We start from the raw sequence: 13,666 nt of genomic DNA, 5'->3' as shown, positions 1-13,666 counted from the left end.
CGGAGCCACCAAACGAAGCCGCCACAGCGCGGCCTTTTTTATGCCCGCGGCAGGATCCTGCCGATCCTGCCGCGGGCGCACCACCACGAACCCCTAAACCCGCGAACCGGCAACAACCCGCCGATCGAAAGGACGCCATGACCACCGACCTTACTGCACGAATCCAGGCACACGACGGTGTCGCCGTCGTCATCTACACCAAGCACGACTGCGGCCAGTGCGACCTGACCAAGGCGAAGCTCAATCGAGAAGGCATCGTCTACACCGCCGTCAACGTCCAGGAAGACGCCGTCGCCTTCCACTACGTCACCGAAGTCCTCGGCCGCCGGCAAATGCCAACCGTCGTCGCATCCACAATCGACGGCGACGTGATCTGGTCCGGGCTGCAACCCGACATGATCCGCAAGCACATCACCCACCGGGCCGACGCCGCATGACGTCAGACCCTTGCTGCGCACTCTGCAAAGGCCCTCACGGTATCTGCCTCAGCCGACACTCCTGCCAGCACCACCACGAAGCGCAGGCCCAGGACGACGCAAACCACCGGGCCCGGCAGCTCTACCGCGACCCAACCGGCAGAGAAGCAGTCGCCAACGTCATGCGCGAACAGCGCCCCCAATCCAAGGCCGCCCCCAAGCGGCCTTTTTCGTACCCCAAGGAGAACCGATGAGCAACGCTCAAGTAATCACCGCACCGGCCAAAGACTGGATCGCGGCGTTGATCCGCCTCGCGCCGGCAATGAGCGGAAAGAAACCTGCGCCAGTCCTCTATGGCGTCCACATTGATCCCGCTTCCGGCGTCTTGTCCGCGTACGACTACGAGACGTCGGCCGTCACCACGGTGGCCGAGGCCGAGGGCGAAGGTGCCCCCTTCCTCGTCGTCTACCGGTGGTTGCTCGACGCCATCCGCACCACGACGGGCAAGACGAAAACCGCGGCCGTCACCATCACACTGGACGGCAAGAAGGTCACCGTCTCCGCATGCGGATACCAGCTCCATGCTGAGGCGATGCCAGTTGCCGACTACCCGGAGATCCCCACCGCCGCGCCGTCCACATTCACTTCGATCCCCGCTGGAGAGTTCCGGGCTGCACTGCGTCGCGTATCCGTCGCCGCTTCGAAGGATGAGACCCTTCCAATCCTCGAAGCCGTCCGGGTCGAAATCAACGATGGCGCCATGGAACTGCTCGCAACCGATCGATACCGGCTGGCTTATGACCACGTCGACGGCCAGGGTGAAGGCGGCGCAGCGTTCCTGTTCAAGCTCCGGGCGATCAAAGCTCTGGACCGCTTCCTCACAGGAGCCGATGTCGTCATCGGGCTGAGCGACAACCGCATCAGCATCAAGACCGAACACGCCACGTTCACGTCGATGAACGTTGACGGCGACTACCCCAAGATCAAGGCCCTGTTCCCCGCTGACGTAACGGCTTCATTCGAAGTTGACCGTGACGCGCTCCTCGAGGCGGCCAAGGTAGCCGAGCGGATGGGAGAGCGATTCTCGCCGTGCATCGTCCGCATGTTTGAAGGCGGCGCCGAAGTGACTTTCGACTACGGACTCTTCGGCCCGTCCCGCGCCCCGGTATCCGCTGGCGAATTGGTGGCCGGCCTGAAGGACGAAATCAAGTGCGCCTTCAACCCCCGCTACCTCGTAGAGACGCTGCAGCAGCTGACCGGCGACAAGGTGCGGATCTCCTACACGAGCGCGCCGAAACCATTCCTTTTCTCCCCTGCCGGGCTTGAGGCCAACGACCCGATGTCGCCCAGGCACCTGATCATGCCCGTACGGATGCCGTCATGACTAAGCCAGGGCCAGCAACACATACTTTCCGGGCCGTCTGGCCCATTGTCGAAGGCGGCGGAACGGCCGAGACAGACGCCGAACTTGTCGCCCAAGCCATCGGTGACCTGCCCACCGTCGCCCACCGCCACCACGCACGCATCGTCGGCCCGCCCCGCGCATGCATTGCTGACGGGCGGCGCGTCCCCGGATCCGGCGGCGCACACCAAGTCGTAGTTATCGAAGCCCCCGCCGTTGCGGCCAACGGCCGGGCCTACCGTCACGGCGCCGGCGGCTGATCGTGGACGAGATCTTGGAAGGCCAGACGGACATTTTCGAGCTGCTGGGCCCTCACGACCTCGAAACGCAGCCCACACCAATCAACGAGAAGACCAAGCAGCGCTTGGAAGATAAGGACACGCCATGAGCACAGCACTGCTTGAGCGCCAAGAAATCCTGACCGAGCTGCAGCAGCACATGCAGCAGGCCAACAACGAGCTGACGGCGACGGACATGTTCTGCGGCGCCGGCGGATCCTCCACTGGAGCGCTGGAGGTTCCTGGCGTGACGATCAAGACGGCCATGAATCACTGGGCCCGTGCCATCGAAACACACAACGCCAACCACCCAGAGACGGATCACGTCTGCGCCGACATCCAGATCACGGACCCGCGCTACATCGCCACCTCGGATATCCTCTGGGCCAGCCCCGAGTGCACGAACCACTCGGTGGCCAAGGGTAAGAAGCGGATCACCAACCAGGCGGACCTTTTCGGGGACTCCATCGCCGACGAGGCCGCGGACAGGTCCCGCGCCACCATGTGGGACGTGCCCCGGTTCGCGGAGTGGCACAAGTACAAGCTCATCATCACCGAGAACGTCGTTGACGCGGCGAAGTGGGTCATGTTCGACGCCTGGCTGATGGCCATGGACGCACTCGGCTATGAACACCACACCGTCTACATGAACTCCATGCACGCCCAGCTCGGCGGCCTCCCCGCGCCGCAGTCCCGGGACCGGATGTACGTCATGTTCTGGCTGAAGGGCAACCGCCGGCCGAACTTCGACCTCCTCATGCCTTTGGCTCACTGCCAGACGTGCGACGAGACGATCCGCTGCATCCAGTCATGGAAGAACCCGAAATACCGGTGGGGCCGCTACAAAGCCCAGTACGTCTACCGCTGCCCGAACACGCGGTGCCGCAACGCCATCGTCGAACCCGGATGGCTGCCCGCAGCGTCCGCGATCGACTGGAAGCTCCGCGGGCAGCGCATCGGCGACCGCACCAAGCCGCTGGTCCCCAAGACCATGGCCAGGATCGCCGCAGGGCTGGCGAAGTACGGCAAGCAGCCGATGCACCTCGCCGCAGCGGGGAACACCTACGACTCGGCATCAGGCAAGGGCGGCAGCTACTACCGGATCTGGCCCACCAGCGAGACCCTGAAAACGCTCACCGGGACAACCCAACACGGGCTGATCCTTGACTCCGTCCGCGGCTCCCAGATCATGAGCGGCACCAACGAGCCGATGGCCACGCAGACCACCAGCTACACCCGCTCCCTGCTCGTTCCCGTAGAGGGCCGAGACGGTAAGCAGGCGGCGCCCCTCGTGGATGTGCTGCGGACCCAGACCACCCGCAACGAAACCGGGCTGCTCACTGCACCCGGAAGCCACATGCTCATGGAGTACTACGGCAACGGCCAGATGCACCCAGTATCCAAGGCAATCCCGACGATCAGCACCACCGACCGCTTCGCCATGGTCACCACCATGCGCGGCACTTCACCCGAGCACCTGGCGGCATCGAACGCACCCACCACTGATCCGTTCGGAACGTTCAGCGCCGGCGGACAGCACCACGGCATCACCGAATGGACCGTCCCCGACATCGAGGACTGCGAGTTCCGGATGCTCGAACCCTACGAGATCAGCGCGGGCATGGCCTTCCCGAAGTCCTACATCATGACCGGCAACAAACGCGAGCAGGTCAAGCAGGCGGGCAACGCCGTAACCCCGCCAGCAGCCCGGGACCTCTTCATCGTCGCCGCACTCTCGCTCGCTGGAGCTGGGTCGATTGTGCCGGCGTGATCGGCTACTTAGGGAAGGTCGGGGTTGACATGAATGCTCATGCCAACGACCTCGACCTCGCGCTCCAGCTCCGGGAAGATCATGTCCGAATCCTCAGCGCCGTTGGCTTTGGCGTGCTCGACGAACTTCGTCAAATCCCCAAGCGTGAGGTTGAAGCCTCTGCTGTCGTCGTCGGAAAAGCTCAGCGTATAGACCTTCGAAAAATTTCCCATTCGCCCATTATGGCAGCCGATACAGACACTTCGGTGCCCCGCCAAGAAAGGACCAGAAATGGCTAGGCAGTACGGGCAGATCAAGGTCGGCATCTGGGTTGATGATGACTTCCTTGACCTGTCCCCCATGGCCCAATGGCTTTTCATCCACCTGTCCACGCACGCCGACCTGAGTCACTGCGGCGTCGTCGACTGGCGACTCAAACGCATCGTCCCAAAGGCGAAGGGCCTCACCCTGGACGTACTCGAATCCGCCGCGCAGGAGCTCATCGAGAATGTCTACATCGTGGCGGACGAGGACACAGAAGAGGTCCTCGTCCGCTCGTTCATGCGCAGCGACGGGCTCTTGAAGCAACGGAACATGGGCGCGGCCGTCGCGAAGGCCTACGCCTCCGTGTCGTCCCGCACGATCCGCGGCGTCGTCGTCCACGAACTCCATCGGCTGAAGACCGAAAACCCGGAGTGGACCAGCTGGGGAGCCCTCAAGGATGCCTTGGCGAGCCGGTCCATAAACCCCCGCGAAATGGGTTCCGGCAAAGCGGCATAAACCCATCCCGAAATGGTTCCGGAAAGGGTTCGGTAAAGGGTCCCGCCAGCACCTCGAAAGGGTTTACCGAAGGGGTCTTGAAAGGCATCGGTAACACCTGCACCTAACACCTGCACCTTCACAACTCCACCTAAAAGTGCCAACCAAGTCTGTTTCTTAACTCACCAGGGCGCGAATTTTTGGTTTGAAAGGAAATCCACATTGACCATCACGGACCAGCAAGTCAGGGCCGTCGCTTACCTGCTCCACGAGATCCGCCCGGACTGGCCAGTCGCTTCGCTGGTCTCACTCATCGAGAAGCACCGCGACGTCGCCAGCCTGGGCGCCCTGATCATCGCGGCCACAACGAAGGCCATGGAGTCGACCTGTCAGACCCCGGGCCCGATCTACCATCCCGGCCCGCACTGGCCCGCAGCGGCCCGGGCGCACCTGCCCAAGCCACCGCCCTGCGAGGACCACATCGGGCAGGAGGGCCACAGCTGCCGCTCCTGCCACGCCGACGTCAAAGCCGGCATCCGGCCAGCCAACCTGATCGGCAAACACCACGAACCAGAAAGCGAGGACGACCAATGACGGTCACAAAAGCCATACGCAAAGCCCGCAAGGCGCACCGCTGCGAAGGCTGTGGAGGGCGTATCAACCCCGGGGAGAGCTACTTGACCCACACGGCACTCGCGGGTGACGAAGTCGGTTACCACGAGTACGGCGATGGCACCCAGCCCGGACGAACCAAGGAATGCGCGGGATGTGCCACCCGCTACGACCGCGGCCACCTCCTTGCCAGCGCCGAAACCATCGAAGCCGTCCCAACCGGGGCGGCTTCAGTCATTCCCAAGGAGAACCAATGAGCAGCTACACCTCACCCCGCATCACTTCAACCGCTTCCATGGACGTGCCAGGAAGCCTGACCGCCGGCGCCCTCCGCGACTTCGCCGGATCCGTCCCGCCTGAAGCCCGCGTCAGCATCAAGGAACACCACGGCGACCAGCGGGACCCCGGATATGTCACCCTCACCGCCAGCTGGGATGGCGGCCCAAGCAAGCCAGCAACACACCGAAGCTCCAGCCTCACTTCCCAGCGCGACGGGCAGTGACGCCATGAAATTCCGCATCGGCGACCCTGCCCGGGTCATCGCCACCCCGTGCCGCTGGTTCGACCAGGTCGGCGCCATCCACGACGAAGCAGCCGGCCAATTCCACGTCCGCGGGCTCGACAGTGCACCCGTCTGGTTCTATCCCCACGAGCTCGTCCTCGCCGAACACCAACCACAGGAGACCCCATGATCCGCAAAGAAGGCAAAGCGCGCTGGGTATACACCTGCCAGCCCTGCAACGTCCGCAGAACCAGCCCTGACCAGTTCCGGGCCGTCGAGCACCAGCAGCGGCACGAGAAAGGCCTCGGACACTTCGGCAACGCGCTCAGCACCGCCCTGCACGAGACATTCACCCCGGTGCTCTCCGCACTGGGATGGTCGCTCCAGCAATGGCAGGAGACCGCACTCACCCGGGCCATGTGGGACGGCCGCCGATGATCCACGTCTTCATTCCCGGCACACCCGTCCCGCAAGGATCCGTCGACGTCTTCCGCGGCCGCATCGTCGGCGTCAAAGCCCCGCTGCGGGAATGGCGCGACCGCATCAGAGCCGCGACACTCGCCAAGCACCACGGCGAACCGATGGACGGCCCAATCACCGTCTCACTCGTCTTCCAGCTCCACCGGCCGCAGCGACCACGCTGGGCCCTCCCCGCCGTCAAGCCGGACCTCGACAAACTCACCAGGGCGGTCTTCGACTCCCTCAGCACCACCAAGAACCGCAAGACAAAGATCACCATCCCCGGCGTCATCATCGACGATGCCCGCATCGTCAGCTTCACCGCCGCCAAGACCTACCACGGCACGCCCGGGGTCATGGTCACCATCAGCCAAGCCAAGGAGACACCGTAATGGCCAGCATCAAGATCACGCTCGAAGTGAACGGGCGCCGGACCATCGTGGAGAGCGAGTGGGAGGAATTCCCAACGATGCAGGTCGGCTACGTGTCCGCACGGGACGTGACAACCGAGATCCGCGAAACCGTCCAGAGGCTCATAAACGCCGCCACCATCGGCGACATGGCACCTCTGCTCGTCAGCATCACCAAGGAGACCGAATGACAGCCTTCGACATCGGAGGAGCCCAGGTCAACCTCCAGATCCCCGAAGACGCCATCGTTACCGGCGTCATCATCATCGCCACGTACCAGCACATGGACGACGGCCAAGCAGCAGCCGGCATCATCTGGGGCATCTCACCCATCCCCCACTACCAAGCCGTCGGCATGATGCGCCTCGCCACCAAAGCCATCGAACAACTCGGAGACTACTCGTGAGCCTCAACGACCACGTCCACCAGCTGACCCGCGAACACCTGACCCTCGTAGACGGCGCGCTCGTGTCCAAACCACCGATGCTCGCCGAACTGCGCGCCGCATGCAGGTCCAACCTCGGCGCCATCGGCGGAGGATCCGGCGGCGCCGGCATGATCGTCAACTCCACGGCCGTCAAGATCGAAAACGACATCAAAGCCGAAGCCCTCAACGAACACTTCGAAATGACAGGCCGAGAATACCAAGGCACCCTCGTTGACCTCATCACCTCATGGGCATCCATCCAGTCCACCGAGTGGCAGGACTACCTCGAGGGGAAGACGCTCGACTGGATCAACAAGATCCGCGACATGCTCGAAGCCAAGCGCCCACCCTGGCGCCCCTCCATCCCATGCCCGGCATGCTCGCAGCGCTTCCACGGGCCCGAACGGGAACCCTGCATCGGCGTTCACTACTGGGACGACGAGAACGAAACCATCGCGCCACCCGCAACCTGGACAGCCAAATGCGACGGGTGCGGCGCCGAATGGAACGGCGACAACCTCAAATGGCTCCGAGCGGCGAGCGACACGCCCAGGTCGAATGTTGCCGAAGTTGCATGAGTGAAATATGCTGAGTCCCGTCGAGGTCACAAGTCTCGAAATTTTCAGCCGCTCCTAGCCGAGCGGCTTTTTTGTTGCCCAAAACAAGACGGGCGCGTGCGAGAAGAGACGCTTCGGCGTCGACTGCATACCGGTGCAAGTCCGGAGGCCGCACCCTTGAAGCCCGCCAACCCCCATACGGCGGGGCTTCAACATGGACTCGTAGCTCAGATGGACAGAGTGTCCCCCGGTTAGCAGGCCTGCATCAGCCGGATGGGAAGTCGCTGGTTCGAATCCAGCCGAGTCCCCGGCGGCCCATGCCGCTCCCATGAGTAAGACCGCCGGCCTATTCACCCGGCAGGACTGAAGGAGACACCGCAAGGTGTTGGCTTATGCACCCAGGTTCGAGTCCCGGGCAGTCCACTGATCGAACGCAAGCCGACCAACAATCGAGAACGCGGCCTAGCAAGTAGATCACCAACCAACAGCAGGAGGCAGGCATGAGGCTCTACCGGTCAATCTGCGCCTGGCTCGAAGCCTCAGCCAGAATGATGGACGAGCCTGACGACTTCCACCCTGAAGGCGCAGGCCCATCCCAGGCCGAGCACGCCCATTCCTACACCTCACGCCCCGAACTCCACATCGGATACAGCGAGCGCACCATCGACGACGATGACGGCGGCGCCTACCGATCACGGCCCATCGGCTTCACCCGGCGCTGACAGCATCCTTAGCGGCCGATCGGACCTTGGCAGCGAACGCTTGGGCCTTAGGCTGATCGCCTGGCTTGACCTCGAACGTCCAAGCAAAGTCCGGGCCCTCGATCAGCAAATAAGACTCACCACCCGACTTCTTCTTCATAGCCAGCGAGATCAAACCAAAAGCCGCGAACCGTGTAAGCGTCACCCGCTTGGACAACGCCTCCCCAGACTCCACCAATGCCGTCACCCCAGCCAACGGATACTCGCCCTTCTGCTTCGAATCAAGACAACGCACCCTGTCCTTGTACAGCGTGAGCATCCCATACGTTGCGACGGGCGCCTTAGCAGCCCACTCCTTTAGTCCCATGGCAGGTGAGTCTACTTGGCAACCTCGCGCACCGGCACAAGCCAATGGAAGAAAGTCCGGAAACGCGCACTCCACCTCGCCCAAGCACAAGGCATCGACCGCTGCCCATACTGCCGGGTCACCCTCGACTACGTGACCAGCCGGACGCCGACGAGCGCCGAGCCCGACCACATCCACGCCCATGCCAACGGAGGCCAGGACGCCCTGGACAACCTCCTAGTGTGCTGTCGCAAATGCAATCAGTCCAAAGGCAATCGATCAGCACCCAAAGCCAGGACCATCCTCGCAGCGAAACCCCTCAAAACCAGTCGGAAATGGTGACGGCGGATAACGCTTTTCCTTATCCCAGACCCCATATCGAAGGGGTGGGGGTATGACCCTCCCCCTCCCCCGCCGCCTCGCTCCCCGGGCATAGCGAAAAATATCCCCCCGAGCAGTCCATGCTCGGGCACGGACCCGATTTGCGCGGCCACCGAGTGCCGCCGTGACCGCCGCGCCGGCCGCTTGTAGGGCTTTTTGGCCTCGGCCGAATTTGCTCTCGCGGGCGGCGTGGCCCCAAACTCGCATATGCGTATTTCCCTTTGTTTGCAGGGAAAAAGTGTGACATTCCGGTAGAATTGGAGCATGTCAGATCGGTGTTGCGAGGAGTGCGGGGGGCCGTTGCGGCTTTATCGTTCGCAGGCGCGGACGTGTTCGGCGCGGTGCCGGCAGCGTCGGTCCCGACGCCTCGCTCTTCCGGCGGCGTTGACTCAGCGTGCGCGTTGGGTGCGCCGCATGTCCTCGAAGCGCCCGGTGACTGTTGACGGCAAGCCCGCCAGCTCGACGGAGCCGGCCACATGGTCAACCTTCCGGGCGGCCAGGGCATCGTCAGCTGGCGTCGGTCTGGGCTTTGTGCTCGGCGACGGGATTGGCTGTATCGATCTTGACCACTGCTTCGACGGCGGTGTGCTGGCTGATTGGGCTGCCGAGTACATCCATTCGGTGACTGAGCCGGTGATCTTCGCCGAGGTGTCCCAGTCCGGAGAAGGTGTTCACCTTTTCATCGCGGCTCCGGAAGCGCCGGGCCGGAAGATCCGCGACGGTCGGAACATCGAACGCTACACAGTCGGCCGCTACATCGCGGTGACGGGAAACGCCATCAAGCTCTAGGAGACCGCATGCCGATCAAGCACCATCTCATCGCGGCCGTCGGCAGGGCTTTTGAGGGCCAGACTGTGGCGTGGATCGGACCTTCGCAGGCACTCGTGCGAGAGGACTTCCTGAGCGTCGCTGACGTGATTGCCGATGGGGCGAAGGTGCGGCGGACCAACGGCGCGGAGTCGATCGAGTTCACGAATGGCGGGCGCGTCTGGTTCATCTCGGCCAGGTCATCCCGGGGACGCGGCTTCAGCTGCGATCGGCTGTATGTCCCCGACCGCATCAGCGGCGATGACCTGATGAATCTCACGCCGTCCATCATTACTTCCAAGGACGGCGCAGTCGTCTACTACTAGGAGGTGCAGCCGTGGATGACCCGGCCGGTCTTGGTGAGCGCGGTTCGGCGATCTGGCAGGCTATGGCCACGACGGATGCCCCGCGCAACGCACTCGTGCTGGAGGCTGCGCGCTTGGCTGATCGCTTGGACGAGCTGGACAACATCATTCAGGGCAAGGGCGTCCTGAACCTGATGCAGTTCCGGTTGCACCTCGATGAGATTGACGAGGACGGCGACCGGAACATCAACGTCGAGGTCAAGTTCGCGGCGCCGTTGGCTGAGGCTCGCCAGCAGGCGACGGCCTTGGCGAACATTCTGGCCAAGCTGTCCCCCGCCGATTCGAAGGCTGCCGCGGCGCCGGCCCCTGTTCCTACGGTCCTTCCGTCCAATGTGTCCCCGTTGCAGAGGTTGACTCAAAAACTGAACGGCTAGGTGGTGCGGCGTGCTGGTCGGTTCGCAGGTCGCACGCTTCAACACGGCGCCGTCTCCGCGTGGCTACAGCATGAGGCATGCGGAGCTGGCCATCGAGTTCGCTGAGGGCTACGACTACCATGCGGATCCTTGGCAGGCTGAGGTGGTTCGGGCGTGGCTCCGGACCGACGACGCAGGCTGGGTTGCTTCGACGTGGGGGCTGAGCGTCCCCCGTCAGAACGGCAAGAACGGCGCACTGGAGATCGTTGAGCTCTACCTGATGGTGGCGCTGAACATGAAGATCCTGCATACCTCGCACCTGCTGAGTTCGGCTCGCAAGGCGTTCAAGCGCCTCATGCACTTCTTCGGCACGAAGGTCAACGACCCGCACGCGAAGTTCCCTGAGCTGAACGCCTTGGTCAAGGAGATCCGCAAGACCAACGGGCAGGAAGCCATCGAGCTCCACGCCGGCGGACTGATCGAGCTCGGTGCCCGCACTGGCGGCGCCGGCCGCGGTAGCTCATTCGATGTCCTCGTTGTCGATGAGGGACAGGAGTACGAAGAGGACGAGCAGGAGGCCCTGGAGCCGACGACCTCGGCCGCCCCGTCCGGTGATCCGATCACGATCTACATGGGAACTCCCCCGAAGGACTTGTCGGAGCGCGGTGAGCCTTTCGTGCGGGTCCGGAACGCTGCCGTCACCGGGGCTGACAAGCGGTCGGCGTGGGTGGAGCACTCCCCGGCCGGCGACGTTGACAAGATGACCGAGCAGGAGTTGCGGGTATTCACGGCCGACCGGACGCACTGGGCCGAAGCGAACCCTGCTCTTGGCGGCCGCATCAAGCTCCGGACCGTCGAGACCGAGCATCACAAGTTTTCGCCGCGGTCGTTCGCCCGCGAGCGCCTGAACATGTGGCCCACGCCTTCGGTCGCGGGGAAGCTGGCGTTCACGAAGTGGGATGAGCGGGCGATTGACGATCCGGATCCTGAGTGGCCGGTGGCGGCGTACGGCGTGGATATGAACCCGGAGCGCACGAAGGTTTCCATCGGGGTCTCCACGTTCACTGAGGGCGACGATATCCACCTCGAGTTGGCCGCTGACGCGCCTTTCGATGAGCGCGGGACGACGGCCTTGGTTGAGTGGCTGTGGGAGCGGTGCAAGCGACGCGTCCCGGTGGTCATTGATGCTTACTCACCGGCCCGTGACCTTCTGGAAGCTCACCTGAAGCGGAAGAAGATGAAGGTTTTCATCCTCGGTGCCCATGAGTACACGCAGGCGTGCGCGGGGCTTCATGAGGCGGTTGAGAAGCATCCGGCCGTCACTCACTTCGGGCAGGAACACCTCGACAACTCCGCGAAGAACACCACGCAGGATCCGATCAAGAACCGACCTGGCTCGTTCAAGTGGAACCGGGCGAGCCTTGACGTTGACCTGGCCCCGACGGTGGCCGTGACCTGCGCCCACTATGGCGCGATGAAGTTCGCCCGCCGTATTCCGAAGGCTTCTGAGAAGAAGGTTCGCGGCGCAATCGTTTTTTAGGAGGTGGCCCGCTTGGCAGGTCAGGAGCTGGTACGCCCCTTGAGTGTCTCGGAGGCCGCGGCCTTCAATCGGATGCTCACGGTGATCCGCCGTAAGTCTGACCGGAACCGCCTGCGGACGTCTTATCACGACTCGAAAAAGCGGCTGGATAAGATCGGGTTCTCGATCCCGCCGCACATGCAGGACTTCCAGGTCGCTATCGGCTGGGCGAGCAAAGCGGTCAAGGTGCCGGCGCGTCGCATCCGGCCGGACGGTTTCACGCTGGGGCGGCCGTCGTCGATGCTGGATGACCTCGATGAGGTCTTCGGCGAGAACCATCTCGCTGCTGTTGAGCGCATGGCCATCGAGGCGTCCCTGCAGCATTCTGTGTCGTTCGTTTTCGTCACGCCTGGTGATACGGGCAGGGGCGAGTCGGACGTCATTGTGGCGGCACGAACGGCGCTTGAAGCTACGGCCGAGATTGACGCCCGCACTAACCGGGTGACGATGGCGCTCGAATTGATTGGGCGCTGGGAAGCGCTCCTTTACCTTCCGGGCGAGACGTTCCGCGTCCAGTACCGGGACAGGGCTTGGGTGGTCACTGAGCGTTACGCGGGCATCCCCGGCCGTGTCACGTGCACCCCGTACGTCTGGGGCCGGGCTTTGGATCGACCGTTCGGGTATTCGAGGATCAGCCGCCCGCTGATGGGCTACACGGACATGGCTGTACGGACGATGCTCCGGCAGGAAGTGAACGCGGAGTTCTATTCCGGGCCGCAGCGTGCGTTGCTGGGTGCCGAGGAAGAGCACTTCACGGACGCGAACGGTAAGCGAATCTCGCCGTTGGATGCCCTGATCGGTGGCGTTTGGGCGCTTCCGGCGACCCGCGATGAAGAGACAGGCGACTTGGTCAAGCCGACGCTGCAGCAGCTGGCCCAGGCGACCATGCAGCCGCATGGTGACATGCTCCGGACGATCGGGCTCATGGTTTCCAGTGAGACGTCGATCCCGGTCGGGTATCTCGGCATCATCCATGACAATCCTTCGTCTGCTGATGCGATCCGGGCGAATGAGTCCGACCTTGTCTCTGTGGTCGAGGCGGAGCTTCCGAGCATTGGCATGTCGCGTGTCGATCTGGCGCGCAACGTGCTCTCTGTGCGGCACGGCGAGTGGACACCGGCGATGGAGCAGGAGCTCCGCGGTTTGCGGGCGCACTTCATGGACCCCGGCACCGCGTCGAAGGCTGCTCAGGCTGATGCTGGCCTGAAGTTCACTCAGACCTTCCCCGACGGCGACCCCGAGGTGGCTATGGAGGTCTACGGGCTGGACAAGGGCCAGATCGAGCGGATGAACACGTACCGCAAGAATCAGGCAGGAGCGAGCCGTCTGGACACCTTGCTGGCGGCTGCGAAGTCGTCCAACGCGCCCGTGTTCAGTGACGGCGCAGCGAGTCCTGTGGATGAGCAGCTGAAGCAGGCGCAGCTGCTCGCCGCGAAGGCCGGCGCACTGGGTACGCTCCGGCGCGCAGGCGTGGACGCGAACTCTGCTGCTGAGCAGGTCGGCCTTGCTGGGGTGACGTTTATCCCGGGCAACCCAATCACTATCCGTGAGGACGCTTAGCC

At 63.4% G+C, this 13,666-nt stretch carries 23 protein-coding genes and 1 tRNA gene; 22 read left to right on the top strand and 2 right to left on the bottom strand.

The genetic code is table 11. The features are described 5' to 3' along the window. Positions 1 to 137: 137 nt before the first annotated feature. The 4 genes from ACUYM2_RS02865 to ACUYM2_RS02850 all read left to right on the top strand — a co-directional run bounded on the left by ACUYM2_RS02865 (position 138) and on the right by ACUYM2_RS02850 (position 3,867). Positions 138 to 437 (top strand): glutaredoxin family protein, encoded by a 300-nt coding sequence (locus tag ACUYM2_RS02865; RefSeq protein ID WP_481598705.1) that lies wholly within the window; start codon positions 138 to 140, stop codon positions 435 to 437. Between the two features lie 229 nt (positions 438 to 666). Further along, a complete protein-coding gene (gene dnaN / locus ACUYM2_RS02860; RefSeq protein WP_481598704.1) occupies positions 667 to 1,800 on the top strand; it encodes a DNA polymerase III subunit beta in 1,134 nt (377 codons plus the stop codon). After that, positions 1,797 to 2,078, top strand: a complete 282-nt coding sequence (locus tag ACUYM2_RS02855; protein ID WP_481598703.1) for a hypothetical protein — start codon at positions 1,797 to 1,799, stop codon at positions 2,076 to 2,078. Before dnaN ends, ACUYM2_RS02855 begins: the two co-directional genes overlap by 4 nt. Before the next feature lie 124 nt (positions 2,079 to 2,202). Then, entirely contained in the window at positions 2,203 to 3,867 is a 1,665-nt protein-coding gene (locus ACUYM2_RS02850) for a DNA cytosine methyltransferase (RefSeq protein WP_481598702.1), read from the top strand. An 8-nt stretch (positions 3,868 to 3,875) separates the two neighbouring features. On the opposite strand, the gene ACUYM2_RS02845 is transcribed toward ACUYM2_RS02850, so the two are convergent. After that, a complete protein-coding gene (locus ACUYM2_RS02845; protein ID WP_481598701.1) occupies positions 3,876 to 4,079 on the bottom strand; it encodes a hypothetical protein in 204 nt (67 codons plus the stop codon). A 58-nt stretch (positions 4,080 to 4,137) separates the two neighbouring features. On the opposite strand from ACUYM2_RS02845, the gene ACUYM2_RS02840 reads away from it, so the two are divergent. The 12 genes from ACUYM2_RS02840 (at position 4,138) to ACUYM2_RS02785 (ending at position 8,294) form a co-directional block, all read left to right on the top strand. Further along, a complete protein-coding gene (locus ACUYM2_RS02840) occupies positions 4,138 to 4,626 on the top strand; it encodes a hypothetical protein (RefSeq protein WP_481598700.1) in 489 nt (162 codons plus the stop codon). Positions 4,627 to 4,827: 201 nt separating this feature from the next. Further along, positions 4,828 to 5,199, top strand: coding sequence for a hypothetical protein (locus ACUYM2_RS02835; RefSeq protein WP_481598699.1), 372 nt, complete (start codon positions 4,828 to 4,830; stop codon positions 5,197 to 5,199). A gap of 83 nt (positions 5,200 to 5,282) precedes the next feature. Further along, positions 5,283 to 5,474 (top strand): hypothetical protein, encoded by a 192-nt coding sequence (locus ACUYM2_RS02830; RefSeq protein ID WP_481598698.1) that lies wholly within the window; start codon positions 5,283 to 5,285, stop codon positions 5,472 to 5,474. Continuing rightward, positions 5,471 to 5,719: a hypothetical protein gene (locus ACUYM2_RS02825; protein ID WP_481598697.1), complete on the top strand. Its 249-nt coding sequence runs from the start codon at positions 5,471 to 5,473 to the stop codon at positions 5,717 to 5,719. Before ACUYM2_RS02830 ends, ACUYM2_RS02825 begins: the two co-directional genes overlap by 4 nt. A 4-nt stretch (positions 5,720 to 5,723) precedes the next feature. After that, positions 5,724 to 5,909 carry a hypothetical protein gene (locus ACUYM2_RS02820; RefSeq protein WP_481598696.1) on the top strand — a complete coding sequence of 62 codons (186 nt, stop codon included), beginning with the start codon at positions 5,724 to 5,726 and terminating at the stop codon, positions 5,907 to 5,909. Beyond that, the gene (locus tag ACUYM2_RS02815) at positions 5,906 to 6,157 is read left to right on the top strand and encodes a hypothetical protein (RefSeq protein WP_481598695.1); all 252 of its coding nucleotides are present in this window, start codon (positions 5,906 to 5,908) and stop codon (positions 6,155 to 6,157) included. Before ACUYM2_RS02820 ends, ACUYM2_RS02815 begins: the two co-directional genes overlap by 4 nt. Beyond that, positions 6,154 to 6,570 (top strand): RusA family crossover junction endodeoxyribonuclease, encoded by a 417-nt coding sequence (locus tag ACUYM2_RS02810; protein WP_481598694.1) that lies wholly within the window; start codon positions 6,154 to 6,156, stop codon positions 6,568 to 6,570. The genes ACUYM2_RS02815 and ACUYM2_RS02810 overlap by 4 nt, the downstream gene beginning before the upstream one ends. Next, entirely contained in the window at positions 6,570 to 6,779 is a 210-nt protein-coding gene (locus tag ACUYM2_RS02805; protein WP_481598693.1) for a hypothetical protein, read from the top strand. Before ACUYM2_RS02810 ends, ACUYM2_RS02805 begins: the two co-directional genes overlap by 1 nt. Beyond that, positions 6,776 to 6,994 (top strand): hypothetical protein, encoded by a 219-nt coding sequence (locus ACUYM2_RS02800; RefSeq protein WP_481598692.1) that lies wholly within the window; start codon positions 6,776 to 6,778, stop codon positions 6,992 to 6,994. Before ACUYM2_RS02805 ends, ACUYM2_RS02800 begins: the two co-directional genes overlap by 4 nt. Further along, complete coding sequence (locus ACUYM2_RS02795) at positions 6,991 to 7,593, top strand: hypothetical protein (RefSeq protein ID WP_481598691.1); 603 nt, start codon at positions 6,991 to 6,993, stop codon at positions 7,591 to 7,593. The genes ACUYM2_RS02800 and ACUYM2_RS02795 overlap by 4 nt, the downstream gene beginning before the upstream one ends. 195 nt (positions 7,594 to 7,788) lie before the next feature. Beyond that, positions 7,789 to 7,880, top strand: a tRNA-Cys gene (locus ACUYM2_RS02790). 192 nt (positions 7,881 to 8,072) lie between these two features. Then, the gene (locus ACUYM2_RS02785; RefSeq protein WP_481598690.1) at positions 8,073 to 8,294 is read left to right on the top strand and encodes a hypothetical protein; all 222 of its coding nucleotides are present in this window, start codon (positions 8,073 to 8,075) and stop codon (positions 8,292 to 8,294) included. On the opposite strand, the gene ACUYM2_RS02780 is transcribed toward ACUYM2_RS02785, so the two are convergent. After that, positions 8,281 to 8,640: a hypothetical protein gene (locus ACUYM2_RS02780; protein WP_481598689.1), complete on the bottom strand. Its 360-nt coding sequence runs from the start codon at positions 8,638 to 8,640 to the stop codon at positions 8,281 to 8,283. The two genes, ACUYM2_RS02785 and ACUYM2_RS02780, sit on opposite strands and share 14 nt — an antisense overlap. A 15-nt stretch (positions 8,641 to 8,655) precedes the next feature. On the opposite strand from ACUYM2_RS02780, the gene ACUYM2_RS02775 reads away from it, so the two are divergent. From ACUYM2_RS02775 to ACUYM2_RS02750, 6 genes are all read left to right on the top strand, one after another. Next, on the top strand, positions 8,656 to 8,961 hold the full coding sequence (locus ACUYM2_RS02775) for an HNH endonuclease (protein ID WP_481598688.1): 306 nt from the start codon (positions 8,656 to 8,658) through the stop codon (positions 8,959 to 8,961). Between the two features lie 453 nt (positions 8,962 to 9,414). Beyond that, on the top strand, positions 9,415 to 9,789 hold the full coding sequence (locus tag ACUYM2_RS02770; RefSeq protein WP_481598687.1) for a bifunctional DNA primase/polymerase: 375 nt from the start codon (positions 9,415 to 9,417) through the stop codon (positions 9,787 to 9,789). 8 nt (positions 9,790 to 9,797) lie between these two features. Beyond that, positions 9,798 to 10,133 carry a hypothetical protein gene (locus tag ACUYM2_RS02765; protein WP_481598686.1) on the top strand — a complete coding sequence of 112 codons (336 nt, stop codon included), beginning with the start codon at positions 9,798 to 9,800 and terminating at the stop codon, positions 10,131 to 10,133. A gap of 11 nt (positions 10,134 to 10,144) precedes the next feature. Then, on the top strand, positions 10,145 to 10,546 hold the full coding sequence (locus ACUYM2_RS02760) for a hypothetical protein (RefSeq protein WP_481598685.1): 402 nt from the start codon (positions 10,145 to 10,147) through the stop codon (positions 10,544 to 10,546). Between the two features lie 10 nt (positions 10,547 to 10,556). Further along, positions 10,557 to 12,065, top strand: coding sequence for a hypothetical protein (locus ACUYM2_RS02755; protein ID WP_481598684.1), 1,509 nt, complete (start codon positions 10,557 to 10,559; stop codon positions 12,063 to 12,065). Positions 12,066 to 12,077: 12 nt separating this feature from the next. After that, a complete protein-coding gene (locus tag ACUYM2_RS02750; RefSeq protein ID WP_481598683.1) occupies positions 12,078 to 13,664 on the top strand; it encodes a hypothetical protein in 1,587 nt (528 codons plus the stop codon). Positions 13,665 to 13,666 lie beyond the last annotated feature (2 nt).

It is taken from the genome of Arthrobacter sp. SD1074B (genome assembly GCF_056780195.1).
The sequence above is the reverse complement of the archived record's forward strand: the minus strand, read 5'-3'. Positions and strand labels throughout refer to the sequence as shown.